25 protein-coding genes and 3 pseudogenes are annotated in these 22969 nt (G+C 38.8%); 23 read left to right on the forward strand and 5 right to left on the reverse strand.

Annotation, left to right across the window (positions count from 1 at the left end; translation table 11 throughout):
* Positions 1-11 precede the first annotated feature (11 nt).
* The 20 genes and pseudogenes from AC6CHU_RS17405 to AC6CHU_RS17500 all read left to right on the forward strand — a co-directional run bounded on the left by AC6CHU_RS17405 (position 12) and on the right by AC6CHU_RS17500 (position 14835).
* Positions 12-386: pseudogene (locus AC6CHU_RS17405) on the forward strand (hypothetical protein).
* A gap of 302 nt (positions 387-688) precedes the next feature.
* Positions 689-1645, forward strand: a complete 957-nt coding sequence (locus AC6CHU_RS17410) for an ATP-grasp domain-containing protein (protein ID WP_159862287.1) — start codon at positions 689-691, stop codon at positions 1643-1645.
* A 124-nt stretch (positions 1646-1769) separates the two neighbouring features.
* On the forward strand, positions 1770-2066 hold the full coding sequence (locus tag AC6CHU_RS17415; RefSeq protein WP_396398451.1) for an RNA polymerase alpha subunit C-terminal domain-containing protein: 297 nt from the start codon (positions 1770-1772) through the stop codon (positions 2064-2066).
* A 181-nt stretch (positions 2067-2247) separates the two neighbouring features.
* Positions 2248-2769 (forward strand): DUF402 domain-containing protein, encoded by a 522-nt coding sequence (locus AC6CHU_RS17420; RefSeq protein WP_498122512.1) that lies wholly within the window; start codon positions 2248-2250, stop codon positions 2767-2769.
* A 134-nt stretch (positions 2770-2903) separates the two neighbouring features.
* Positions 2904-3631: pseudogene (locus tag AC6CHU_RS17425) on the forward strand (alpha/beta fold hydrolase).
* Positions 3632-3868: 237 nt separating this feature from the next.
* Positions 3869-4240 carry a VOC family protein gene (locus tag AC6CHU_RS17430; protein WP_159862284.1) on the forward strand — a complete coding sequence of 124 codons (372 nt, stop codon included), beginning with the start codon at positions 3869-3871 and terminating at the stop codon, positions 4238-4240.
* Between the two features lie 190 nt (positions 4241-4430).
* Positions 4431-5225, forward strand: a complete 795-nt coding sequence (locus tag AC6CHU_RS17435; protein WP_236566114.1) for a MerR family transcriptional regulator — start codon at positions 4431-4433, stop codon at positions 5223-5225.
* Entirely contained in the window at positions 5174-5749 is a 576-nt protein-coding gene (locus tag AC6CHU_RS17440; RefSeq protein WP_498122513.1) for a hypothetical protein, read from the forward strand. Before AC6CHU_RS17435 ends, AC6CHU_RS17440 begins: the two co-directional genes overlap by 52 nt.
* A gap of 129 nt (positions 5750-5878) precedes the next feature.
* Complete coding sequence (locus AC6CHU_RS17445) at positions 5879-6190, forward strand: hypothetical protein (protein WP_498122514.1); 312 nt, start codon at positions 5879-5881, stop codon at positions 6188-6190.
* Between the two features lie 278 nt (positions 6191-6468).
* Positions 6469-7173, forward strand: coding sequence for an MOSC domain-containing protein (locus AC6CHU_RS17450; RefSeq protein ID WP_498122515.1), 705 nt, complete (start codon positions 6469-6471; stop codon positions 7171-7173).
* Between the two features lie 123 nt (positions 7174-7296).
* A complete protein-coding gene (locus tag AC6CHU_RS17455) occupies positions 7297-7806 on the forward strand; it encodes a GNAT family N-acetyltransferase (RefSeq protein WP_498122546.1) in 510 nt (169 codons plus the stop codon).
* 500 nt (positions 7807-8306) lie between these two features.
* Positions 8307-8624, forward strand: coding sequence for a PadR family transcriptional regulator (locus AC6CHU_RS17460; RefSeq protein WP_498122516.1), 318 nt, complete (start codon positions 8307-8309; stop codon positions 8622-8624).
* Complete coding sequence (locus tag AC6CHU_RS17465; protein WP_159862278.1) at positions 8621-9334, forward strand: DUF2812 domain-containing protein; 714 nt, start codon at positions 8621-8623, stop codon at positions 9332-9334. Before AC6CHU_RS17460 ends, AC6CHU_RS17465 begins: the two co-directional genes overlap by 4 nt.
* 538 nt (positions 9335-9872) lie before the next feature.
* Positions 9873-10712, forward strand: coding sequence for a nucleotidyltransferase domain-containing protein (locus AC6CHU_RS17470; protein ID WP_159862277.1), 840 nt, complete (start codon positions 9873-9875; stop codon positions 10710-10712).
* 99 nt (positions 10713-10811) lie between these two features.
* Complete coding sequence (locus tag AC6CHU_RS17475; protein WP_159862445.1) at positions 10812-11288, forward strand: DinB family protein; 477 nt, start codon at positions 10812-10814, stop codon at positions 11286-11288.
* A 184-nt stretch (positions 11289-11472) separates the two neighbouring features.
* Complete coding sequence (locus tag AC6CHU_RS17480; protein WP_159862276.1) at positions 11473-12009, forward strand: GNAT family N-acetyltransferase; 537 nt, start codon at positions 11473-11475, stop codon at positions 12007-12009.
* Between the two features lie 104 nt (positions 12010-12113).
* A pseudogene (locus tag AC6CHU_RS17485) lies at positions 12114-12547 on the forward strand (NUDIX domain-containing protein).
* A 246-nt stretch (positions 12548-12793) separates the two neighbouring features.
* Positions 12794-13249 (forward strand): VOC family protein, encoded by a 456-nt coding sequence (locus AC6CHU_RS17490; RefSeq protein ID WP_159862275.1) that lies wholly within the window; start codon positions 12794-12796, stop codon positions 13247-13249.
* Between the two features lie 88 nt (positions 13250-13337).
* A complete protein-coding gene (locus tag AC6CHU_RS17495) occupies positions 13338-14006 on the forward strand; it encodes a DNA alkylation repair protein (RefSeq protein ID WP_159862274.1) in 669 nt (222 codons plus the stop codon).
* 283 nt (positions 14007-14289) lie between these two features.
* A complete protein-coding gene (locus AC6CHU_RS17500) occupies positions 14290-14835 on the forward strand; it encodes a CHAP domain-containing protein (protein WP_159862273.1) in 546 nt (181 codons plus the stop codon).
* A 400-nt stretch (positions 14836-15235) separates the two neighbouring features.
* Here AC6CHU_RS17500 and AC6CHU_RS17505 read toward each other — a convergent pair whose 3' ends face one another.
* The 3 genes from AC6CHU_RS17505 to AC6CHU_RS17515 form a co-directional block, all read right to left on the reverse strand.
* Positions 15236-16717, reverse strand: coding sequence for an SLC13 family permease (locus AC6CHU_RS17505; RefSeq protein ID WP_498122517.1), 1482 nt, complete (start codon positions 16715-16717; stop codon positions 15236-15238).
* Positions 16680-17861: a glycerate kinase family protein gene (locus AC6CHU_RS17510; RefSeq protein WP_159862271.1), complete on the reverse strand. Its 1182-nt coding sequence runs from the start codon at positions 17859-17861 to the stop codon at positions 16680-16682. Before AC6CHU_RS17510 ends, AC6CHU_RS17505 begins: the two co-directional genes overlap by 38 nt.
* Before the next feature lie 268 nt (positions 17862-18129).
* A complete protein-coding gene (locus tag AC6CHU_RS17515) occupies positions 18130-18771 on the reverse strand; it encodes a phosphatase PAP2 family protein (protein WP_498122518.1) in 642 nt (213 codons plus the stop codon).
* A gap of 263 nt (positions 18772-19034) precedes the next feature.
* Between AC6CHU_RS17515 and AC6CHU_RS17520 the strand changes: the two genes are divergently transcribed.
* Positions 19035-19265, forward strand: a complete 231-nt coding sequence (locus tag AC6CHU_RS17520) for a hypothetical protein (RefSeq protein WP_159862269.1) — start codon at positions 19035-19037, stop codon at positions 19263-19265.
* Between the two features lie 144 nt (positions 19266-19409).
* Here the strand turns inward: AC6CHU_RS17520 and AC6CHU_RS17525 are convergent, their stop codons facing one another.
* A complete protein-coding gene (locus tag AC6CHU_RS17525) occupies positions 19410-19760 on the reverse strand; it encodes a hypothetical protein (RefSeq protein WP_159862268.1) in 351 nt (116 codons plus the stop codon).
* 311 nt (positions 19761-20071) lie between these two features.
* On the opposite strand from AC6CHU_RS17525, the gene AC6CHU_RS17530 reads away from it, so the two are divergent.
* Positions 20072-20908: a nucleotidyltransferase domain-containing protein gene (locus tag AC6CHU_RS17530; protein WP_498122519.1), complete on the forward strand. Its 837-nt coding sequence runs from the start codon at positions 20072-20074 to the stop codon at positions 20906-20908.
* A gap of 181 nt (positions 20909-21089) precedes the next feature.
* Positions 21090-21554, forward strand: a complete 465-nt coding sequence (locus AC6CHU_RS17535; RefSeq protein WP_159862266.1) for a hypothetical protein — start codon at positions 21090-21092, stop codon at positions 21552-21554.
* 548 nt (positions 21555-22102) lie between these two features.
* On the opposite strand, the gene mleCBF is transcribed toward AC6CHU_RS17535, so the two are convergent.
* Positions 22103-22942 carry a CBF family alpha/beta fold macrolide esterase gene (gene mleCBF / locus AC6CHU_RS17540; protein ID WP_159862265.1) on the reverse strand — a complete coding sequence of 280 codons (840 nt, stop codon included), beginning with the start codon at positions 22940-22942 and terminating at the stop codon, positions 22103-22105.
* Positions 22943-22969 lie beyond the last annotated feature (27 nt).

Raw genomic sequence — 22969 nt, forward strand, 5'->3', positions numbered from 1 at the left:
CAGCCTGTAACATGGAAAACGTATCCAATGCAATTAAATTGGAATCCATTAAATCCTTCAAATCGACAATCAGTAAAACTAGAAAAGGCCCTGACTCAGATGACTGCGAAAGATTCTAACACTACTTTGGCAGAAAAGCGTATTAAGCATGCTGCATCGGCTTAGCTGTCCTCGAGAAAGTGTGGAATCAGAGACCCATCCTTATACCGATGAGGATTTAGCAGAAGCCCGCCATGTTCTTAATGGGTTAATGCCTTCACTAGAGAACGCTTATGCCAAGGTTAAAGAAGGGAAGTCCTCAAAGGACACTTTTGAAAAGGAGAATAAAAGCGTTAGAGCTGGCTGTTGAAGAAATTGAAGATTTTTCTGCATTAGAGCAGAAATAAATCTAAGTGAAAATATTTCGAGCTCAGGAATATTCAATTGACAATTTGATCTATTTAAATTATTATCGCTTTAAATAATTTATGAGCTTAATAGTCTTTCTTCTTATTCAGAGAGGGGGAGGGACTGCCCTTTGAAGCTTCAGCATCAGGAGCAGCGCTTGACATATGAGAATAGGGTTAAAAAACTCTCCTATTAGTGATGGAGAGTTTTTTCAAACCTGTAAATCCTACTTAAATGATACGAAAAGTAGATGTTTAAAAAATAGAAGAACAAAATTAAGAGCCAGAAAGGAGTCTGAATCATGAGCAAAGTATATGTTATACATGAAAATAGTGAGTGGACAGTCCATCTGTCAAAAAGATTAGAGGAACTGGGTGTTCCTTATGAGGAATGGCATTTAGACGAAGGAACGCTGGATTTATCGGCAGAACCCCCGGAAGGTATCTTCTATAGTCGGATGAGCGCATCTTCACATACCCGTGATCACCGTTTTGCGGCTGAATTAACCGGACAAGTATTGGCTTGGCTTGAAGCGCATGGGCGTACAGTGATTAATGGAACGGGTGCTTTAAAGCTGGAAGTGAGTAAGGTTTTACAATACTTGGAGTTGAATAAATCGGGTGTGAGGACGCCAAAGACAATTGCGGCGGTTGGAAAACAAAAAATCCTTAAGGCAGCTGAAGCATTTGCCGGACATCCGTTTATCACAAAGCATAATCGTGCCGGCAAAGGTCTGGGTGTTCAATTATTCCATAGTATTGAAGCCCTGAAGACTTATGTGGAAGGCCCTTCCTTCGAAGAACCGGTCGATGGCATTACGCTTATTCAGGAATATATTCAATCTCCAGAGAGCTATATCACGCGCTGTGAATTTGTTGGAGGCCGCTTTGTTTATGCAGTCAGGGTTGATACTTCCGAAGGATTCGAACTTTGTCCAGCTGACGCCTGCCAGATTGGCGATTTATTCTGTCCTGCAGGAGAAGAAGCAGAAGAGAAGCCTAAATTTCAGGTCATTGAAGATTTTGAGGATGAAATATTGGATAGATACAAAGAGGTTTTGGCCAGGAATGGTATTCAAGTAGCCGGCATTGAATTTATCAGAAATGCTGAAGGTGACATATTTACGTATGATATAAATACAAATACAAACTACAACTCTGAGGCGGAAGAGAAAGCCGGAATGTACGGCATGCTCGAATTAGCTGCCTACCTAAAAAAGACATTAGAAGAGAAATACGCTGCAGCAGCAACAATATGAAAAATATCAAGGATCGGCTGTCCATTTCAAGCCGATCTTTTTTTATATTCATGCTTTTGTCGAGTTTGTATAATTAATATACAATTCATAATAGATAACACCGGAATAGAATATGATTGGAGGAATGATTTTGAAAGCAGATAAAAGTTTAAGGGTTTGTGAAAAGGGACATAGGTTTTATAAAAGCAGTGAGTGTAATAGCTGCCCTACATGTGATAAAGAGAATAAACCAAAAAGCGGCTTCCTTTCGAAACTCAGTGCTCCTGCAAGGAATGCACTGACTGGCCAAGGAATAGACACTTTGAAAAAACTATCAAATTACACAGAAAAAGAGATATTAAAAATTCATGGCATTGGGCCAGCTTCCTTGCCTATTATGAGAGCCTCCTTAGAAGAAGAAGGGTTATCATTTAAGCAATAATCTAAGTGGCTTTTCTTATTTGACTATTGTGAAACGATCCTTATCATTAAGCTTTTATTATGATAAATTGAGAAATAAATGTAAAATTCAGGATTTTAATTAAAAGGTTTACTCCTATCAATTGGGCGACTCTCCTATTATCATGCGAAATAGTTAGAATCTTTTTTTGAGGATGATTATATTGAGCAAAGCTGTAAAAATTAAATCCCTTAAATTCCCTAATATTCTTCACTATGAATGGGAAGGCGAATTAATTTCTCACACCTCAGATTATTTACTTGTGCTGTGTAAACCAGGCCGCAAATTAATTCACCATACCAAAAATACTGTTTTTACTATTGATAATACTTCTATAGAGTATTTTTCTTTAAAAGAATGGTTCACAGCTGCGATGGAAGTTGAAGATGGAAAAGTTGTATCTGCTTATTGCAATGTAGCAAAACCATCCTTATTTAATAATGAAGAAATAAGTTTTGTTGATTTAGATTTAGACTTTATTCAGGAGAAGAATAAAGGTTGGACAGTAGTTGATGAGGATGAGTTTGAAATAAATTGTATTAAATATGGGTATTCTGAAGAATTAAAGGTCGAGGCCTTAAGAGCACTTGAAAGGTTAAAAGAAGTGGTGAGACAGGGGAATTTCCCATTCAACAACCAGGTTGCAGCCCTACTTAAAAATTTCATAGACCCTGAAAATAGGTGACTGATCCCAAAATGGCGGGGCACTATTCTTTGTTAAAGTCGAGCTGCCGAATCAGGTGGCTTTTTTTGATAGAAACGGGGCAGGTTAGCTGCCTGGGCCCTATTAATTATATCTTAGCTATGGATAGTTGGAGAATGAGAGGAATGAAGGAATTGCTTATACCTATAAGTAATTGTAAACTGTATGCTAGATTGGCAGGGGAAAATAACGGAAAACCAACAGTCATAATGGATGCTGGATATGGAGACTACTCTAAGGCCTGGAATTCAGTATTCAAAGAGATTTCAATGCTCTCCAGTGTACTAGTTTATGATAGAGCCGGACTTGGAAAAAGTGAAGCAAGCTCTAATCCCAGAACCAGCCGGGAGATGGTAAAGGAATTAAAGGAACTGCTTAGTGAAGCCAGGATTAATCCTCCCTATTATTAGTAGGTCATTCATTTGGCGGAGTAAATATGCGGATGTTTGCTGCAGAATATCCAAATGAAGTTCATGGCCTGCTCTTGGTTGACTCAACTCCAGAAGATTATAGAGAGCGCTTTCTCCCTGCAATGTCACTAGATTTTCAACAAGCCTATAACAAACAATTCGTATACGAAGGAAATTATGACGAATTTGTAGAAAGCCTAAAGCAGTTAAAAGACATTAGACAAAAGCTAAATGTACCATTAATTGTTCTTTCAGCGGGTAAGAAAGCTCATTATTCTATGGAATCACAAAAGTTATGGAATGAAATGCAGAGAGAGATTCTTGAAATATCTACAGATGGGGAATTGGTAATTGCTGAAAACAGTGCTCACTATATACAAAATGATGAACCGGAAGTTGTAGTGTGTGCGATAAAAAGGTTACTTGAAAAATAGTCTAAATTTGCAGCACCTTTTTCAGTGAATGCCCATTCTTAGATCTTCTTCAGCCTTTCATCCGATTATTTTCGGGCTGTTAACTATCGGAATTTTGGTGCTGGCGTTATCTTTAATATTTACTGGCTCCAGCTCCAGGATTAGTTCTCAACGCAATCTTTTACTGATACTTCTGGCGATTTCAGGAGGCTGGAGCGTCTGGTATCAATATACCGGATTAACTAAAGGAGAGAAGCTATGTGTAATTCATTTATTGAACAAGTGCATTATATTAGAATTCCTGTAAAAGATTTAGAACTGTCTGCACAATGGTATAGAGACGTTTTAGGGCTCCAGTTACTAAACAAGACTAAGGAACTTGCCATTATAAAAGTAAATGAAGGACCTTTCTTACTTATCTTAGTCCCTACCCCAGATGAAACATTTGCCCATTTTACATTGGATAATGAACCAGAATTCAGCATTGGTTTTACTAGTCCAGAACTATCTAAATTTCATCAGCACTTAAGGGATCATCAAGTTAAGGTGGAGGATATAAAAGAAGATAATGGTCATGCCTTTTTCCACTTTTATGATCCAAATGGCAATAAACTTCAAGTACACTGGTAAGAAGAAGGGGAACGCCCAAATCAGACGTTCCTCTATTTTTTTGCCTGAAAAACACCAATACTATTTAACAAAGACTAAATTAAGTTCCGTCTGCCCAAAAAGTTTAAAAAGGGTACTTGAACCTAACACGGTGTCAGGTTGTATAGTAATGTTGCCAGTGAAAATAATTGTATGAAAAGAGGGGTTGATAATGGATAAAAAAACGTGGAAAGTTGGAGAATTAGCTAAGCAAACTGGACTCACGGTACGAATGCTCCATCACTATGACAAAATTGGTTTGTTTACTCCTTCGAAGTCTTCTGAAAAGGGACATAGAATCTATACGGAAACAGATATTTCCAGGCTGCAGCAAATTATGTCACTTAAGCAGCTGGGTTTTGCCTTAGAAGAGATTAAGAGGATGATGGAAAATCCAAAGCTGAATCCGGCCGAAGTGATAAAAGTACAGCTGGAAAGTGTAAGAGAGTCAATACAGATTCAAGAACAATTGTGCAGCCGTTTGGAAAGGATTTATGAATTGCTTAACAGTCAGCAGGAAGTGGAGTCAGAGCAATTCCTAAACTTAATTGAAGTGATCAATAGGAGTAAGGATAAATACTTTACCCAGGATCAACAGGAAAAGATGTTCAAACAGCTTGGATTAGAGGAAAGAAAGCAGATGGTCAGTGAATGGCTAGAAATAACTGCAAAGATTCGCTGTGAATATGAGAAGGGAATACCGCCTGAGAATCTGACGGTTATACAATTGGTGAAACAATGGGCTGAATTATTCAATCAGTTGAGTTTTGGGGATTCCGATTTAACCAAAGCAGCTGCCCACTATTATAAAGAGAATCCTGAAATAGGGGAGAGACTTGGACTGGATAGACATCTTGCTGACTACATCAAGAAAGCTGAGTTACACATTGATCTTGATAAGAAAGGGAAAGAATCATGCGGGGAAAAGGAATCACCTACGATACCGGCTTTATTAATGCCGGAATAACTACCCGTGAACAGTTTGATCCGGAGGTTGTCCAGCGGGAAATGCGGATTATTCGAGAGGATCTGCACTGTACAGCAGTGCGCATTACGGGAGGAGATCCAGAACGATTGAAGTTAGCGGCTGACCATGCTGCTAACGCCGGTCTGGACATCTGGCTCTGTCCGTTCACATGTGATCTGACAGCTGATGAGCTCCTTGCCATCCTCGCAGACTGTGCCGAACACGCCGAGCATCTACGGAAGCAGGGTGCTGAAATAGTATTTGTAACGGGATCCGAACTGAGCCTGTTTACTGCCGGCCTTCTTCCAGGTGATACCTTCAAAGAGAGGGTTAAGCTTCTGACTGCGCCACATAAACTGCGAGAGGTTATTGGAGAGCTCCCTATCCGAATCAACGCCTTTCTCGACAAGGCTGTGGGAGTCGTCCGTAAGCGGTTTGGCGGGAAGATCAGCTATGCATCGCTCCCGTTTGAAGGCGTCGACTGGACACCTTTTGATTTCATTTCAACCGATGCTGGCTATTGATTCATAGAGGACGCAGAGCGTTTTAGCGATGGCGTCCGTGCCTTAGTCTCGCAAGGAAAGCCTGTCGCGATAACCGAGTTCGGATGCACCACTTATTGCGGAGCCGCTGACAGAGGCGGGCGCGGAGATATGATCGTCGAGTGGGGGGAGGACGGCAGGCCAATCCGGCTGAACGGCGAATACACCCGGGATGAGGCGGAACAAGCCAGATACTTATGTGAACTGCTGGACATTTTCAACACGGAAGGTGTAGACACTGCATTCGTTAACACCTTCGCTCGCTACGACCTGCCACACCGCAGCAATCCCAGCAAAGACTTCGACTTGGCTAGTTACGGAGTGGTAAAGGTGCTTGAAGATCGACTCGGCCGCACATACCCGGATATGCCTTGGGAACCCAAGACTGCGTTCACGGCTCTTGCCGATTATTATAAAGGCTGAATTGAGTTGGGTTTAGTTTGCCAATTGGTTTAGTATGTATAAGAGAACAATCCTTTGAAACTCACCCTTAAATAAGGGAGGGTTTCTTTTTTCAGGGTGTAAATATTGAACCATGGTGGCGCGCCGATCGTACTTAGTAATTGGCTCAATAAGATGCGCTAGTCTTTAAAGATCAAGCCCTTGAATTATTATTGACTAACAAGGCAGGTTTCTTGAAGAAGAATATAAAATAAATATAAGAGAAAAAAATACTTCAAAAGAAACATGGGGGTAAGGCTTTGAATGATAAAGCAGGGAGTTTGAAGGAAATGTACCGTTTTCCGGTAAAATCAATTCTGGGAGAGCCATTGTCGAAAGCTTCAGTTGATGAGCGCGGTCTTATTGGAGATCGCCTGTGGGCAATAAAAAACACAAATGGAAAGTTCGGCAGCGGGAAGACAACACGCCGCTTTCAGCGGATGGATGGGTTATTTCAATTTAAGTCTCGATATGAGGGGACTGTTCCAATCATTAAGATGCCTGATGGAACTGAATATCGAGCTGATAACCATGTCATAAATGAGAAGTTGACTGAGTGTCTTGGGGTTCAAGTATCCTTGTCAAGAGAAGAGTCTATCTCTCATTTTGATGAGGGACCAATCAGTATCATTACAACTTCCGCACTGCGTCAGTTGAGTAAGGAATTAGGAGAGCCGGCAGACATTCGCCGTTTTAGGGCAAACTTTTTAATTGATACAGAAGCCCCGGGATACCTGGAAGATGATTGGATTGACCGATTAATTAAAGTCGGACCAAATGTTATTCTGAGAGTGGCTGCTCTGCTTCCAAGGTGTGTAATGGTGAATAATCAACAAGAGGACTTAAAAGAGGATGATCGAATCCTCCGGCACCTGGTTAATAATCATAATGGAACATTCGGCGTTTGGGCAAAGGCTGTACGTTTTGGTGAAGTCAAGGTTGGCGATGAGGTAATCCTACAATAATGTCTTTAGCTATTTATTAAACAATCGAACCAAATACGGTTATGTAGATCGTGCACATCATGCATCTATCACCATGAAGTTCCGCGAGTAATAACAAAATAAAAAGTCAGTAAGGTGAATCAAATGCTAACAATTTTACAAGAAGAACAATTTGAAAGCTTCTATCAATTAATGGAAGACTCCTTCCCTCGTGATGAATATAGGCCCTATCAAACACAACGTGCATTACTTTCTCACCCTAACTATCAAATATATGTTTATGAAAAAGATCACGAGCTTGCTGCTTTTTTTGCTGCATGGGAAGGACCTGATTTTATCTTCCTGGAGCATTTTGCAGTTAAAGAAGGCTTTCGCAATGGCGGCTTAGGGTCGAAGCTTCTTCAAGAATTTCTTATGCAGCATGAAAAACCTGTTGTGATTGAAATCGAACCGCCTGAGGGAGAAATCGAAAAAAGAAGAGCGGATTTTTATGAACGAAATGGCTTTAGCCTTAGTCAGTGGGGGTATGTTCAACCAGCACTTGCAAAAGGGCAATGTTCGGTTGCGCTTGTATTAATGTCTTACCCTGCACCATTACAAGAACAAGCATATCAATCCTTTAAAAACTGGGTATTTAAGCATGTTTATTCATAAGAATGATGTTAATGGATTTTTCAGAAAGCAGAACCCCTATCTAAATCGAGAAATTGTACTTCCATAAAAGGCGAAAAACAATCAAGATCTTTTGACAATTAGGATCTTCTTGATAACGCGCAGGAAACAATGACTTAATCTTCAACTAACAGGCAATTTTGTTGAAGCTCTAAAGTAATTGGAATTCACTTGCTATTCCGGTTACAGTTTGATTAGTTCATGCTTTCATTATATTTATTCTAATCTCTTTCATTTTCGAACAAATTCTGTCGCTGTCGTTGCAGGCAGCTTTTTTGTATTGAAAAATAAAATCATGTGTTTGAAGATTTAGAGGGGAACCATATTAAGGGCTCTTTTTTAATTATAAAATACAAATTACAAAAATTTTATATATCATTATGTGATATAACTCTAGACATATATATCATATGATGATATATTGTTTTTAGATACATGTATCATATAGTGATATATCTTAATGAGATATAGAGGGTGATGGATTGAAGAAAACGGAGCAATTAACGGATTCGATGTTTTACATTATGGCTGCTTTAACGAAGCCAAGGCATGGCTACGCCATTATGAGCTTAATTGAGGAAACAACAAAAGGAGAAATTACGATAGGACCTGCTTCAATGTACACGATAATTAGAAAATTATTAAATCAAGACTGGATTTATTTGCATGATGGGTCAGATTCAAGGCGAAAGACGTATCTGCTTACTGACAAGGGCAGGGAAGTATTAGAAGAAGATGTGAAGATTAGGAAACTGATGATTCACTTAGCAGAATCGGGACTGAAGGAGGGGGAAGAATGAAACAAACAAAGTATATCATGTCAGGCGGGCTAGCTTTTTCAGAGGATAAGGATATGGAAAAATTACGCCGTTTTTCATTGAAAGGCTGGCATGTCAGTGGTTTTAAAGGTATGGGATATACTTTGAAAAAAGGGGAAAGTGCAGATTATATCTACAGTGTAGATTACCGTTCATTAAAAGGGGATGAAGAAGAATACTTTGCCTTTTTTTCAGCTTCTGGATGGTCGCATATTGCTTCAGAAGGAGATATTCATTTATTTCGAGCGAAACCTAATACAAAACCGATTTATAGCGACCGTGACACATCTGCTGAAAAGTATGAAAATTTAGCTCATACTATGAATTATTTTGCCATCCCGTTCATTTTAGTAACAGTTCTTGCATGGGTTGGAGCAGCGCTAAGCTCCGCTCTAGTTCAATCAATACTGTTTGCAATAGCTGTTATTTTCACTGCCATTGCCATTCCGGCAGCTTGGACTGTAATCGCGACGTACAAGAACAAATGGAAGGTAAAAGAAAAAAATGGATTAGTTGTTCTTATAAAGACTATTCCAGTTCTGGTCTTCTTAATAGCTGTTTTTATTTTGTTATATGCAAATGGCAATACATTTAACATGTTAATGTATATGCTTATTGGAGCAATCACACTTCCGGCTGCTATTTGGGTTATTATGTCTTTCTATACTAAAGTGTGGGAGAAGAAAGCTTAGTATACGTTTTTAGACCTTTTTATTGCTCCTGCTTGTGTTGCTAATTAAAGAGCAGCTGCCGATAAGGCAGCTTTTTCTTTTAATACAAGAGAGGAGAAGGTTGTTACAGAATAAGGTGATAAAAAAGGAATTAAATTCATCCTCGGAGAATTTAAAAGTAAATATAGAAAATAGAGTGTCTTATATGGGAGGCGCAAAATGCCAGTATTTTTAACCAGTCTTTTTTCAGCTATGATTATTTTTATTACTGTTTTTTTATGATTAAAGTCTTAAGTATTGCTTATAAAAGAGAAGAAATACCCGTTCTTAAATTTAGAGTTTTAGCAGCATCTTATATAGTTATCGGTGTTTTAGTTGCTTCAGTTTTGCCCTTTGGCTATCAAAGAATATTTGATATAATCCTTTAATCCGTTTATGGGTAAAGATAGAAGTATTATTATGCATACATTTACTTAAAATTACGGGTGCCTATACTCAAGATCAGCTGCTAATCAAGGAGCTTTTTTCTATTTGTGCTAAAGGGGCAGGTGAAAGAAGAGTGGGCTTTGTAAGCAAACATTTAGAAAGAGATCAATCACTGCCTAAATATCGGGATGTTCTCTTGGAAAACGCATTAAATGATCTTACATCAGATTCCAATGTTTTGGCTATTTATCTAGCAGGTTCACTGGCGAGAGGGAACTTTGACAATTACTCAGATATTGATTTACACACTGTTGTCACTCCTGAAAAGAAAGCGGATTTTATTAAAGAGAAAGGTAATAGAGCTGGAAAATGGGGAAATGTTTTATTTTATGAAGACTTCCATCCTTCTTCCCCAGTTATAGTTACCCATTACGATTCTTTTGTAAAGGTAGATAGCTGGTATCATTCGCCTGAGGAGGTTAAACCGTCTATTTGGTTAAAGGGATATAAAGTTCTTTATGACCCAAATAACATGATTAGTGTGGTGATTAATGACTCATCATTTGAGGTGTATAAACCATCACCGGAGGAAGTTGAGTTTTGGCGAGGCAAACTCTTTGCTTTAATACACGAAACTTACCGTGCGGTTATGAGGAATGAAAATTATTATGCTTTATCTAACTTAGATAGAGTACGCTGGTTAATTGTTTCTGGCTGGTTTATGGAGATGGAACAGCAGTTGGATAGCCCCTACGGTGTTTGGTCTAAAATTGAGGGGAATAGAAGCAAATTGAAAGGCTGGCAATTATCGCTCTTGGAAAGCTGGGATTGTGGCCGTAACACTAATCAAATTATGAAAACAATGGGTAGCATGGTACCAGAAATTCTTAGGCTGAATAAACATCTAAGTATCCAAGTGAATATAAAAGAAAATGAGGAACAACTCAAAAAAATAATAGGAATGGCTTACTAATATTAAGAAATTTAAAAGTATCTTTTTACTATAAGGGTGTCAAAGTAAATATATAGAATAATATAAAAGGTAAATGAGAACTTATGAGGAGTGATTACAATAGCTGACATAAAAGATCTTCTTTCTGACCAATTTCTGGCGAATGCCAATGATGCCAGTTGGTATAAGCCTTTTTCAGAATCCGTGGAAAATCTAACAGAAAAACAGGCATTTTGGAAGCCAAACGAGAATTGTCCCAGTATTGCTGAGATTGTACAGCATTTAATATATTGGAATCAATGCTGGCAGACCAGGTATATGAAATCCAGCATGGATGCTGTCCCTTCCATTGCAGATAACAAAGAGAGTTTTAAAATTCCGGAAAATACCACCTTTCATGATTTAAAAAGAACGCTGCTTGCTGTACTTTTAAAATGGGATGGTTTATTATCCGCAGATAAAATAGAAAGTGACGTAATCGGTTTTCCGGAACAGGCTAAATGGTGGCATATTCTGAGTAATTCAACAACCCATAATGCCTATCATATTGGTCAAATTATTTTTATTCGAAAACTGCAAAACAGTTGGAACAGATAAAGAAGAAGGCAGCGTTTATCCAGGTGGGATTGGATTAACGCTATTTTTTTGTTGGTAATTTACCTTATAGGCGGTTCAGAGGAAGCCTGGCGTTAAGCAGGTAAAAATACTCCTTTTATTGAAATGAAATAAACCGGGACTGCTAACCAGGGCACCAGGTAATATTTTGTAAAGCGGTGAATTCATGAATATGATAGAAAGATTTGGTGATATACCTAAAATAGAAACGGAACGTCTCATTCTTAGAAAAATCACCTTAGATGATGCAGAAGATATGTTTTTATATGCCTCGAATGAAGATGTAACAAGATATGTAACCTGGGATACACATTCTTCATTAACAGATACAATTGACTTTATAAATAACTTTTTGCCTCAATATGATGCCCCGTGGGGGATAGAGCTCAAAGAAAGCGGTAAATTTATTGGAACAGTTCATTTTGTTTGGTGGCAGCCAAGACACAATAGTGCTGAAATTGGATATGTCTTATCAAAAGAATACTGGGGCAAAGGGTTAATTACGGAAGCAGCAGAGGCAATCACCACTTTTGGGTTCGAAAGTATGAACTTAGTTCGTATTCAGGCAAGATGCTTCTTAGAAAATGAGGGTTCAGAGCGCGTTATGAAAAAGTTGGGGATGTCATTTGAAGGTATAAACAGAAAAGTTTTGTATGTTAAAGGGGAACATAAAGACTTAAAGATGTACTCTTTAATAAAGTAATAGAGCAATTTGCTTACTCAGGGAAGTTTAGGTGAAGAAAAAACTGGTCCTTTATATACCGGAGAGAATTTATAAAGAAATAACTAACTCTAGGTGGTTAGATAATGGGAATGTCAGATTACTATAAGAAACTCCGAGAAAAAGTAGGGAATGAACTAATCTTTATGCCCTGTGCAGCAGGGATTGTTCGAAACGATTTGCGAGAAATTTTATTACCATACAAAGGAAATGGTGAAAAGTGGAGTCTTCCTGCTGGTGCCATTGAACTTGGAGAAGCACCTGCTGAAGCAGTTATTCGAGACGTATGGGAAGAGACAGGATTAAATGTTTTACCCAAGAAGTTATTAGGTATATTTGGCGGGGAAGACTTTCGATATCAATATCCTACTGGTCATCAAGTGGAGTATAACGTCTTTATGTTTGAATGCATTATTCAGAGTGGCAGAGTGGTGAACTATATCCAATCGATAATGAGACTGCTGAACTTCAATATTTTAATCCAATCCATATGCCTGAAATGGCTTTACCATATCCATAGGGAATCTAGTGAAGTATATTTTCAGCGGAATGACGAGTGGTTAAAAAATCCTGCTCAAAAATAACCTTTGCCTGTTGAACGAAAGGATGCTTAAGTGCAAGATCAGCTGCTAATCGGCAGCTTTTTCTTTTGGACAAACTGAGATTCCTATTAATCCTACATCTAAAGTTGCAGGGGATATCAAACTATGCCTGGAGGTAATCATCTCATAGAAATGTAAAATTTCATGTAAGGAGGTTATATAAAATGATTAGAGGATTATATGAAGCGCATTTGCCAGTTAGTCATTTACAAAAGTCAATTGAATTTTACGAAGGCATAGGCTTAAAGTTAGCAATCAGGTATGAGAGGACAGCGTTTTTTTGGATAGTAGAGAATAATAGCTGGATTGGTTTATGGGAAAATGACCAAAGTGTTAATATAAATTACCATCCATCCTTAAGACATATAGCGTTTAAAGTGAATCTTGAGGATTTGAAAAATGCAAAGCAATGGTTAAAGCAAAGGGGGATTGATCTGTGTGAAGAGTTCGGATTTGAACCTGCTGAGCCAATTGTAATGCCAGATCAATCTCATGCTATGGTGTATTTTCATGATCCCGATGGGAATTCATTAGAATTTATCTGCAAACTCCCTTCAGAGCCTGAGAACTCACCAACTATGTACTTAAGTGAGTGGGAAAAACTCAAAGGCATTAATTGAAGTTGTAAAGTTTTCGAACTATACTTGGAGATAAAAAATAGAACGTCAACTACATATTAAAAAAGTGTTAAAAAAGGAGTGGTATAAAATGAACGAAAATAAAGCTGCAGAAATAAAACGCTCTTCAAAAGCAGAAAACATCTTATCTCAGATCGATAGTAAAACCAAGCTGGGCGATTTACGAAAAATCGCGAAGGTCATAAAAAAGGATCACGAACTAGCTATGGAACTATGGTCAAGCGAAGAGTATTTGCCCAGACTTTTAGCAATCCTAATTATGGACAAAAAACTTCTTTCACAAGATGTACTGAATAAGCTTGATAAGGATATGCAGATTCACACGATTGATGAGCGAAATAACTTAATGGATTGGTTAATGGCTAATCAGCTCAATAAAGATAAGAAGACAGTTGCATTGATGGAGTCATGGGAAACTAGTCCTTCTGCTCTACAAAGGCGAGCTTTCTGGTATTATCAAGCACGGTTGAGATGGACTGGACAAACACCGCCTGATAACACCGAAGACTTGCTATCTGCGTTAGAAGCTAATATTTCGCAGGAAGAACCGGAAGTACAATGGGCTATGAATTTCACCGCAGGCTGGATAGGCGTTTATGATGAAAAGAATCGTGCACGCTGTATTAAAATTGGCGAGAAAACGGGTCTTTACAAAGATGAAAAAGTATCAAAAGGATGTACTCCCAACTATTTGCCGGAGTTCATAAAGATTGAAGTTAACAAACGACATAATAAATAGTTAGCTCTAATTTTAAGCTATTTACGGACGAAAAAAGCAGCCTATACAGCTGCTTTTTTTGTGTTCTTACTAGATTAATTAAGTACTGTAGGTCAATTTTTGCTACAGCTGGTTATATCTATTCTTCCAAGCATCTGGTGTTCTAACGAGCCGCCATACTCAACTGGCGTTGAAAATTTTTCGATTAAAATAGGTACTAGTCCATGTATCCTGTAACTGGGTTTTATATTGACGCATCTAATAAAGTAGTGGCTTGTATTACCGTTTTAAGGAGGTGCAGGATGTGACTGATGTATCCATTGTCATTGAAATAGCCAAAGCAGAAGTTGGCTATCTTGAAAAGGCAAGTAACAGGGATCTTGATGACAAGACCGCTAATGCTGGTGTTAATAATTTCACTAAGTACGCAAGAGATTTAGATGCCATCAGCGGATTTTATATTGGTGAAAAACAAGGATATGCCTGGTGCGACGTATTTGTTGACTGGTGCTTTGTACAAGCTTACGGAGTAGAAGAAGCGAAGAAGCTTTTGTGCCATGGAGAGCGTGGGGCTAGCTGCGCACATTCCGCTCTATATTTTAAAAATAACGGTCAATATTATACGTCCGGCCCGAAAATTGGTGATCAAATTTTCTTTGGCTCCAACATTCAATGTGTTAGTCATACAGGAATTGTTTATGCGGTTGATTCCACATATGTATATACAATCGAAGGCAATACTTTCGGGGCTTCCAGCGAGATTTCCAACGGAGGCGGCGTTAGCAAGAAGTTTTATACTTTGTCTAATCAAAAGATTGCCGGTTACGGAAGGCCGAAATATAACATATAGGTAATGGTGAAATTACTAATTTATAGATGGGAACGTGTTTTCTTTCATTATTTGAAAGTGGATTGACATTGATTTTTAAGTCACAATTAACTCTCAGTAAGCACAGCTGCTTATTATAACAAGAGCATATGTTCATGACCGGCTGCTGAATTATGCGGCTTTTTTTTATTCCACTAAGGGGACAGGCAAGTTACTACTAATTTAGTCAACAAAATTTAAGATAAAGCTTCACCGACAAATTAGAAGGGAACTTTTTGACTTTAGAATTTAAAGTAATGGGGGCTTCAGTTTAACAAAGAAAACTCGTCAGTTGCAGGACGAGTTTTGCTTTGTTATAGACCATTTGAGATGTTTTGAAAAACACCAGTGGAAATGAACTAGCCAATTAATGTAAGCTGAATTAATGCAGGCTCATTCCAGTCCATTGCCAATAAGTACAATAAAAAACCACAGCCACTATAATGTAAACCGGCATTAGGATTGCACTTAACTTAGTCAATAACCCTGCATCATAATTTAAATCTCCATCTTCATAAAAGAGAAGCAGTGCTTTTGAACTGACAGGAAAGGTAATGCAATAATTCATTCCTATTAAACTTAGAAAGACGGCAGCAGAGGGACTAATCCCTGCTGACTGGCTAAAGAGAATGATCCCTGGAATCAGAACGATTGCCCTTGTAGTATGGGAAGTAATGTATAAATGGCTCGTTGAGGTGATCAGTAAAATGCCCAGTACTATAATCCAGCCAGGGGCCTGACTGAACAAAAAGAGAAAACCTGTTATCTTTTCCTCCAGCCATTGAACCAAACCAGTTTCAACCAGTATCTTTCCAAGGGAAGTCGCTGCTGCTACGAACAGAATAAGGTTCCACGATACTGATTTAATTCCTTGCTTCCAGCTGATGATACCTATGTTGGGAAGCATCATGACGATGGCTCCAAGGACTGTTACAAACGCAAGATCATACCCATGGATATTTTCAGTCATCCATCCTGCTAAAAGGAAGGCAATAATGACTAAAGTTTTTTTCTCCGCCATGGTTAGAGGCTTGGTTACTTCGACGGCTGTTTTAGTATCCCAGTGGGCGGATGTTGCTTCCTGTCTCATCAGCCATTTTATGACCAACACAGATAAAATTGTCACTATTAGAGCAAATGGCAGACCCCATACCATCCATTGTAAATAGGAGATGGTCTGTCCCGAAGCGCTCTCTAGGAGGCCGATGCTAATCATATGAGATCCGGCTCCAATTAAAGCAGCAGATGTACTCATTAGTATGACGACTGGCACTGTGACCGCCAAAACTCTTTTCTCTCCTGGAGATAATCTGCTTCCTACATGCATGATGATGGGTTTTGCCATTGCAGCACGTCCGGAAGTGGAGGGGATAAAAAAAGCTGTTGCGAAAATATATGAGATAATCCCCATTTTCATTCTTCCAGCAGTCCGGCTTTTCCTTAAAATAAATTCAACAAGTCTGGCAGCTAATCCGGATTGTGTAACCGCCTCTCCAATGATAAAGGCCCCAATCATCAGCCATACTACTTCTTCGGAGAGGGAATGGAATAGAAGCTCCTGGCTGCTGCCCTTCATGAAAACAATGAAGCAAACACTAGCAAGTGCGACATATCCTGCCGGAAATTTCGTTGTGATCCAAAGGGTCATGGCGGAGAGGAAAGCAAATAGTGATAATTTTGCCTTGTAGTCCAGCCCCTCCAAAAAGAAAGTCACCAGCAGGAAAAGGCCATGTAAGAGGATAATGGTGAGCGTCCGTGTAAAAACACGATCCACTTGTACCATAAGAGGCCCGCTATGTTTATGTCTTTCTATTCTTGTCTGCATATTAAACGGCTGCTTCCTTAACCCGGTTCCTTTTGGCAATCCTCAGCCCTATGGCAATCTGTCTCATCACAGATTCTGTGCTGTCTTCAATCCATTCAGGAGCATAGAGAATAGCCTTCTCAAGTGAAGTTGGCTTTTGAATAATACTTAAGAAAGCATCGATGCCTGCTTCATAATTTAGTTCGGCTCCCTTTCCGATCGTTCCGGTAATGGCAATAACGGGGATTCCGTATCTCTTGGCAATTCGCGCGACTTCTGTTGGTATTTTTCCATGGGGAGTCTGGGAATCGATGCTGCCTTCTGCTGTTAGCACAATGTCAGCGTTTGCAATTTTTTCTTCGATGTTAATATACTTCTTAATAAGGCTAAAGCGCGGATGAAGAGAGGCACCTGCAAATGCTGCCAAACCTGCCCCTAGCCCGCCTGAGGCCCCGCCTCCAGGTATCAATCTGACATCCAAAGAGAAGGTGTTTTCTATTAATCCAGCATAATGTTCCATAGCGTCAGATAATATGCCTGCCTGTTCTGGGCTCGCACCCTTTTGCGGTCCAAATACTCTTGCCACACCTCTTTCCCCGCATAAAACATTCTCCCAGTTGCAGGCTGCATCTATTTTCACTTTACTAAGCCGCCTATCAATACCAGTGGCATCAATATGCTTTACCTTCAATAAATCAGCTCCGCCATGAATATCAATAATTTCCCCGTTGGTATCCATAAACTTCACTCCAAGTGCCTGAGCCATTCCAGCTCCTCCATCTGATGTTCCAGAGTCGCCGCAGCCGATTAGAAATCGATCTGCCCGAAGGTCAAGTGCCGCCAGGATCAACTCGCCCACACCATAAGTAGTCGTCAGCAAAGGATTGCGTTCCAGCAGCGGGACATGCTTCAGCCCGGCAACAGCTGCCATCTCAATTACAGCAGTCTGCTTCCCGTTCTCTTCGAACATGCCAAAATAGGTATGTATTCTTTTGCCTACAGGCCCGGTAGCTTCCAGGTAAATTAATTTCCCGCTCTTTAATCGCGTGATGGTTTTGGCAAACCCTTCACCCCCATCAATCATGGGTACTACTTCGATTTTGGCGGACTCATTAAACCGCATAGCTCCTCTTTCCATCGCCAAAGCAACATCCTCCGCATCCATGCATTCCTTAAACCCCGATGGTACAATTACAATCTTCAATTTGTTTCCCTCCTAGCTTTATTACTTATAATGTACCTGCCGAAAACTAAAATTATCTGAAAAGCAGATTAGAAAATGATTAGAAAAAAGGGTGGATTTTCCAAGATTAATGGATTCCCAGTAAAAGAATTTAGCTGCTGCGGGAAGTTTTCTAAAAGAGGATATAGGTGAACAGTGAAGAATAAGATAAGAATTCAAATGCTATAGGCAGGATATTTAAGCAAAGTGCCGTGCTTTATTTATACAAAATAAAAAACGGAAAAGGTTTTTAAGCCCTTTGCCGTTTTATTATTTCTATTATGAATGGGAAAAAGTATAAGCAGAAGGTGAACCAAACTATTGAAATACTGACAGCAGCGACCGTGTCGGATGGAAAATGAAATCCAAGGAGAATACGGCTTGCTGCTACGGCTATTATAATGGTGATGCAGATAACATAGGATACCATTCTAGTGAAACCCTTTTTAAATAAAAGGGAACTAATATAGATTAAAAAGAGGCACATCACAACAGCCCTCATTGTGTGACCGCTTGGGAAACTATAAGATGGAATATCAAGAGAGTAGCTAAAAACTTCAATGGAATGCATATCTTCTGGGCGTTCCCTCTGGAAAGCGATTTTCAACACAAGGTTTAAAAGAATACCCCCAAATGTTACAGCACATAAGAACAAGCTATTATACCAATCTCTTTTAAACATGAGGCAAAGTAAAAGGAATAGTGTACAGATTAAAATAAACTCACTCGAACCTAATACAGAGATGTATTTCATACTGCTTCCAATAAGTGTATCTTTGAATTTTATTAACCAGTGTGTGATGACTTGGTCAAGTTCCAAACCTGCTTGAGTATATGTAAGGCTGGTAACAGCTATAAAAACAAACAAAGAAACAGTATGTATAACAACCAAATTTTTTTCTTTGATAAAAAATCCCTCTTTCTATATTTTCTTTAATAAGCTGCAAACTACCGATAATATAGTAAAATACAAAAATTAGACCACAGGAATCAGCAATATAATATTTTAACATTATATAATAAATTGAGTGCAATAATTAACTGGTGTTTGGTGCATTAATAAGGTAAGTTAATAGATTTTGAAGAAATTCACTTAAATTTACGGGTACTTTTATACAAGTAAAGCTGCTAATCATGGAGCAAGGAGGCAGTGCATTGCAGATTTATGACAAACCGCGCAAAGCATATTTATTTAATGATTTAAGTGCTGTTGAAGAACTCGATGGAGAACTCATTTATTTTTTTCAAAAGGGATATGTTACAGTCCTTGGTGAATTTGAACACGAGAAATATGGTGGGGGCACAGCTTGTATCATTTTTAATGAGGAAGACGTTATTTCTGTATCAAAGGAACTGTTGCGGTTTGTTGATGATAACCAGTGGTAAAAACCAAATTTCTTTATATCATACTAATGTCCCTAAGTGGCGATCTCTAGTAATTTGTTAAAAATGGGCAAACTTTAGGATAGCAAAAAAAAACAGCCCTTCTAAAAAGAAGGGCATTTATAATAAGAATATTATTGTAGAGCATTATTTACCTTGAGCTTCAGCAACAGTTGTTCCTAATATGGTATCATCTACAAAAGTATTTATTTTCCATTTGCCTTCCCTTGGCGGAGTTATGGTACTTTCGAATTTCAATGCATTCATAGAGTCAGGAATAATTTTTGCTTCATCCGTTAATAATTCTGCAATATCACTTACACCTAAGTCCATTTCTGCGTTTTTATCTTTTTCATTAATCCCTGTAATAGTTACTTTTTTACCAATCAACTCTTCCTTTTTGTCAGGGTCAACCCATAAATACCATGTATGTTTCCCCTCATTCTCAACCCTGAAGGTGCCGCGGACAAGTCCATATTTTCCAACCTCACCATACAAATCTATAGAAACGTTGTCAGTTGGGATAGTTTCTGGGGTTGTCTGTTTCCAAGTTCTTATCTCTTCAGTGGATTGATGATTCTTTGCTGCTGCTTGCTCGATATCATTATCCTTATATCAATAAAGTTATATAGGAAACGCCTAAGTCACAAATGATAATTTATACATTTATAACATTGTGAGAAAGAGCTTAGATTTTATAATTAAATAAAGATAATTGAGAGCGGCAGGCTGAAAGAAAGGGAGGACAAATTAATGGATGAGTAACGTATGGCCCCATATTAAAATAAATCTATAGGAGTTGAAAATTTTTGACTGTGCAAAAGATTATAACTGAAATAATAAAAGAACTGGACGGGATACCTGGCATTGTAGGGACAGTTTTAGGCGGCTCCAGAGCAAGAGGGACTAATCACGCCACTTCTGATATTGACATTGGAATCTACTATGATGAATCGGCAGGTTTTAATGTCAGTGATGTTAACAGGGCTGCTGCAAAACTGGATGATGAACATAGAGAGAATTTAGTTACATCTTTAGGGGAATGGGGTGCTTGGATAAATGGAGGCGGATGGATTATTGTTCAAGGTTATCACGTTGATTTAATATTTCGTGATATCAATAGAGTGGAGCAGGTCATTGATGAATGCCTGTTAGGTAACGTTTCAACTCATTACCATACAGGACACCCACATGCCTATTTAAATGTTATGTATATGGGTGAAGTCTCCATCTGCAAAATACTGGATGACAAAAGGAATCGAATTGCCAGCCTAAAATCCAAAACCATGCCATATCCAAAGCCTTTAAAGGATGCAATCATTGGCTACTTTATGTTCGAAGCATCGTTTTCATTAATGTTTGCAAAAGCTAATGCTGATAAAGATGATATTTCGTATGTTACAGGTCATTGTTATCGATCCATCTCATGTCTAAATCAAGTCTTATTTGCTCTGAATGAAGAATATTGTATCAATGAGAAAAAAGCTGTTCGAATGATTGACGGGTTTGATGCCAAGCCAAAAGACTATAAGATAAAAATAGATAAAATAATCACATTGCTTTCTGCAAACATAGATAGCACAAGGCTAGCGCTGGAAATACTACAAGAAATTTTTTCGGAAACAGAGCTTTTATTAAATAAATAGGTGAAGGTGAAAAAGTGTATGGAGATCTTATTTCCTGCACTTTTTTTATTTTATTATTGCGGGAGGTTTATTCTGCTTGGGCATGATAGTTGGGAACCCAGCTAAATTTAACTTCCATTTTAAGTACATTAAAGAATATCATTAGGCAACCCTATTCATAATTAATTATGGGGGTGTTGAGATGAATAAAATGGTGCTAATTTTTGTCGCGATATTTTTCTTAACCGTTGGTAATGCCTCGGCTAGTAAGGTTCCTGCAGTAGGAGGAGAAAAATATGAAGTGAAGGATCAAGCAGCAAAGATGTTTATATATGACACAATGCAGGTATGGGTTCGTCATAGCTTAAACGATTATTATCATCATAAATATAATGCAAACTCCATCAGCTGGGGAGAGCTAAAACCAGAAGGAATTCGTATTTGGATTAAGCAGCTTAAGTCCGCTGAAAACGACCAAATGTATACCCATCTTATAAAAATCTCTTTACATTATGACAAATTAATTATCAACGGCAAGAGAGAATTAAAAACAGAGGATACATTTACTTATGCGGTTAATGCAGATTTACTTTCACTCTGCCCGGAATCAGGTAAGTCTGAAAAAGAGCTTAAATTAATCAATTCCAATCATAAAGTGCGACCATAGCTCTTGCACTTTTTTTAGTGTAAGTTAAGGATTAATCACTGGATTTCATCTGTTTTCCAGCTGCTTCTTTTTTTAGTTCACAGCTAATTAAAAAAAGGCGCCAGCTTTTGCTAACGCCTCCGCTACAAAGGAATCTAAATGTAGTTGAATATCGTGATATGGTACTGTTAAAGGCAGTAATTCAATTTAAATACAATTTTAGTAAGGTATAGTATGTCTGGCTGGCTGGAACTTAGAAAGCAAGACTAACTATTCCGCCAATTAATAATAGTATAGAGCCTGCAACTAGAGCTGCTTGTGCCGGTCGGCTTGATTTGTGAAAAATTCTAATGAACACTTAGCAACACCATATTTCTTTAGGTTTTTCTAATATTTTATACGAATAAATGTATAAAGGGGTTTCAAAAATTCACACTTAAAGGGTTCGGATGCAGTCAATTCCTTTCCGTTCCTTTTAATGCCATGATTGTAAAGAAAAAAGCTGCCCAGTTTCTAATTTGATTGGAGAAACTGGGCTTTGAACTTTCTAGTAACATCTTAGTCTTTAATCAGGAGCTATGCTTAACAACAGAATTTATAATCTGGTTCCAGTCTTCACTATGAATCTCATGTCCAGTCCCTTCAAGCGTCACCAGTTCTGCATGAGGAATGGCTTTCCTAAGCGCAAGTCCATGCTCGTAAGGGAGGGCAGGATCTTTCGTGCCGTGGATAATGAGAACCGGTACGCGAATCGCATCCGTTTTATCATAATATTCTTCTCCGCCTTGCAGCAGGGCATGGTTAAATCTGCTTGGGAGATGATTGGCACGGTCGGCTTCTCTTGCTGCCAGCTTATGCATTCTTTCATGCTCGAAAGGTTTGGAGCCGGCTAATGTTTTCCATCCGCCCGCAAGAAAGGAAATAACCGCATCCCGATCCGACCAATCGATGGAAGCGCTCTTCGCGTGGTAATCCAGTATGCTTTGGTCCATTGGCGGCAGCTTTTCCATCACAGTTCCAAACACACTTGAGGCGATAAGGGTCAGCGTCAATACACGTTCCGGATGTCTTAAGGCAAGAATCTGGCCAGTTAAGCCGCCCATGGACATACCGACAATATGTGCCTGGTCTATTTGATAAGCATCGAGTACGCCTGCCGCATCATCAGCCAAGTCCGTTATGGTGTAATGGGAAGTCCCGGGTTCATAAGTAGTCGACCTTCCCAAATCCCGATGATCGTACCGGATGACAAATCTCCCCTGTTCAGCTAGACGAAAACAGAAGTCCTCATCCCACCAATCGAGTGAAGTCATGGCGCCCATTATCAAAAGAATAGCTGGATTCTTGGGGTTCCCAAAGCTCTCAGTACAGATTTCCACATTATTTATTTTCATTATTTGTTCACTCATATTTTACCTCCGTCTCACTGTTCTTCC

This window comes from Cytobacillus sp. GQ23 (genome assembly GCF_059758675.1).

What these genes read in the sequence shown, in the direction of transcription:
- AC6CHU_RS17480 (WP_159862276.1), top strand. Translation starts at nt 11,473, where the DNA reads ATGAATATGATAGAAAGATTTGGTGATATACCTAAAATAGAAACGGAA.
- AC6CHU_RS17535 (WP_159862266.1), top strand. Translation starts at nt 21,090, where the DNA reads ATGAATAAAATGGTGCTAATTTTTGTCGCGATATTTTTCTTAACCGTT.
- AC6CHU_RS17445 (WP_498122514.1), top strand. Translation starts at nt 5,879, where the DNA reads ATGATCGTCGAGTGGGGGGAGGACGGCAGGCCAATCCGGCTGAACGGC.
- AC6CHU_RS17415 (WP_396398451.1), top strand. Translation starts at nt 1,770, where the DNA reads ATGATTTTGAAAGCAGATAAAAGTTTAAGGGTTTGTGAAAAGGGACAT.
- AC6CHU_RS17490 (WP_159862275.1), top strand. Translation starts at nt 12,794, where the DNA reads ATGATTAGAGGATTATATGAAGCGCATTTGCCAGTTAGTCATTTACAA.
- mleCBF (WP_159862265.1), bottom strand. Translation starts at nt 22,942, where the DNA reads ATGAGTGAACAAATAATGAAAATAAATAATGTGGAAATCTGTACTGAG.
- AC6CHU_RS17410 (WP_159862287.1), top strand. Translation starts at nt 689, where the DNA reads ATGAGCAAAGTATATGTTATACATGAAAATAGTGAGTGGACAGTCCAT.
- AC6CHU_RS17455 (WP_498122546.1), top strand. Translation starts at nt 7,297, where the DNA reads ATGCTAACAATTTTACAAGAAGAACAATTTGAAAGCTTCTATCAATTA.
- AC6CHU_RS17430 (WP_159862284.1), top strand. Translation starts at nt 3,869, where the DNA reads ATGTGTAATTCATTTATTGAACAAGTGCATTATATTAGAATTCCTGTA.
- AC6CHU_RS17465 (WP_159862278.1), top strand. Translation starts at nt 8,621, where the DNA reads ATGAAACAAACAAAGTATATCATGTCAGGCGGGCTAGCTTTTTCAGAG.
- AC6CHU_RS17440 (WP_498122513.1), top strand. Translation starts at nt 5,174, where the DNA reads ATGCGGGGAAAAGGAATCACCTACGATACCGGCTTTATTAATGCCGGA.
- AC6CHU_RS17435 (WP_236566114.1), top strand. Translation starts at nt 4,431, where the DNA reads ATGGATAAAAAAACGTGGAAAGTTGGAGAATTAGCTAAGCAAACTGGA.
- AC6CHU_RS17495 (WP_159862274.1), top strand. Translation starts at nt 13,338, where the DNA reads ATGAACGAAAATAAAGCTGCAGAAATAAAACGCTCTTCAAAAGCAGAA.